At 76.4% G+C, this 1,027-nt stretch carries 1 protein-coding gene; it reads left to right on the plus strand.

What is annotated here, in order from left to right; all coding sequences use genetic code 11:
• Positions 1-304: 304 nt before the first annotated feature.
• Positions 305-1,027 (plus strand): glycosyltransferase (locus tag ND748_RS32625; RefSeq protein WP_251750107.1); only part of this gene is annotated, 723 nt, incomplete at its 3' end.

Raw genomic sequence — 1,027 nt, forward strand, 5'->3', positions numbered from 1 at the left:
CAGCAGGTCCAGGCCCGCCGCGGGCGCCGCGGCGCGCAGAGCCCGCAGCGCCGGGGTGAGCAGCACGACATCGCCAAGGTTGTCCGGGCGGACCGCCAGGACGCGGCGCGCGGCGGCGAGGTCCAGCGGGCCACCGCGGCCGGCGGCCGGATGATGGCGGCTCACATCCACCTCCCCTGTCGCGCCGCCCGTAGGTGGCGGCGTTCCCCACCCGATTCCCGGACTCTCGGCAACAAAACTACTACTAAGCGTGATGGACGTCGGTGGATGGTGGCGCGCTGCGACAGCGGGTAGGGCCTGGCGCATGCCCGGGAGAGCTCACCAAGGCGCCCCGGCCGGACCGTCGTCCACGCCGCCGGCGGCGGCGTTCAGTGGAGCGTCGGCCGTCGGCCGCGACCGCTGGTCGAACGGCGGGTGGCGGCCGCGGGTCGCCCTCGTCTGCGGCAACCTCGCCCCCACCGAGGACGGCGTCGCCGACTACACCGTGCGGCTGGCCACGGCGCTGCGGGGCGACGTCGAACCCGTGCTGGTCACCTCCGGTCGGCTCGACGTCGACGTCGACGTCGACACCGGCCCGTTGCCGGTGGTCGCCCTCGGGCGGGGCTGGGGGCCGACGGGTCTGCACGCCACCGCGCAAGCCCTGCGGCGGCTGCAACCGGACGTGGTCCACGTGCAGTTCGCCCCGTCGGCGTTCGGGTTCTCCCCGGCGCCGGGCCTGCTGCCCGTCCTGGCCGGCGCGCGGGCCGTCTGGGTGGCCACACTGCACGAATACGGCTGGTGGGGGTGGCCGTCGCGGCTGCCGTCGACGCTGTGGCGGACAGCGGAACGTCGTGGCTGGTGGGATCGGGAGACCCTGACCCTCGTCCCACGGGCGCGCGCGCTGGTCGTCACCAACCCCGACCATGCCGCCACCGTCCACACCCGCTTCGGCCGGACCGCCCAGACGGTGCCGGTCCCCGCGAACATCCCCCACGCCACCCCGCCCGCGTCGAGCGCGCCGCCCGCGGCCCGGGCGGCGGCGCGGGGA

It is taken from the genome of Frankia sp. AiPs1, from assembly GCF_023716945.1.
In the GTDB taxonomy this organism is placed as follows: domain Bacteria; phylum Actinomycetota; class Actinomycetes; order Frankiales; family Frankiaceae; genus Frankia.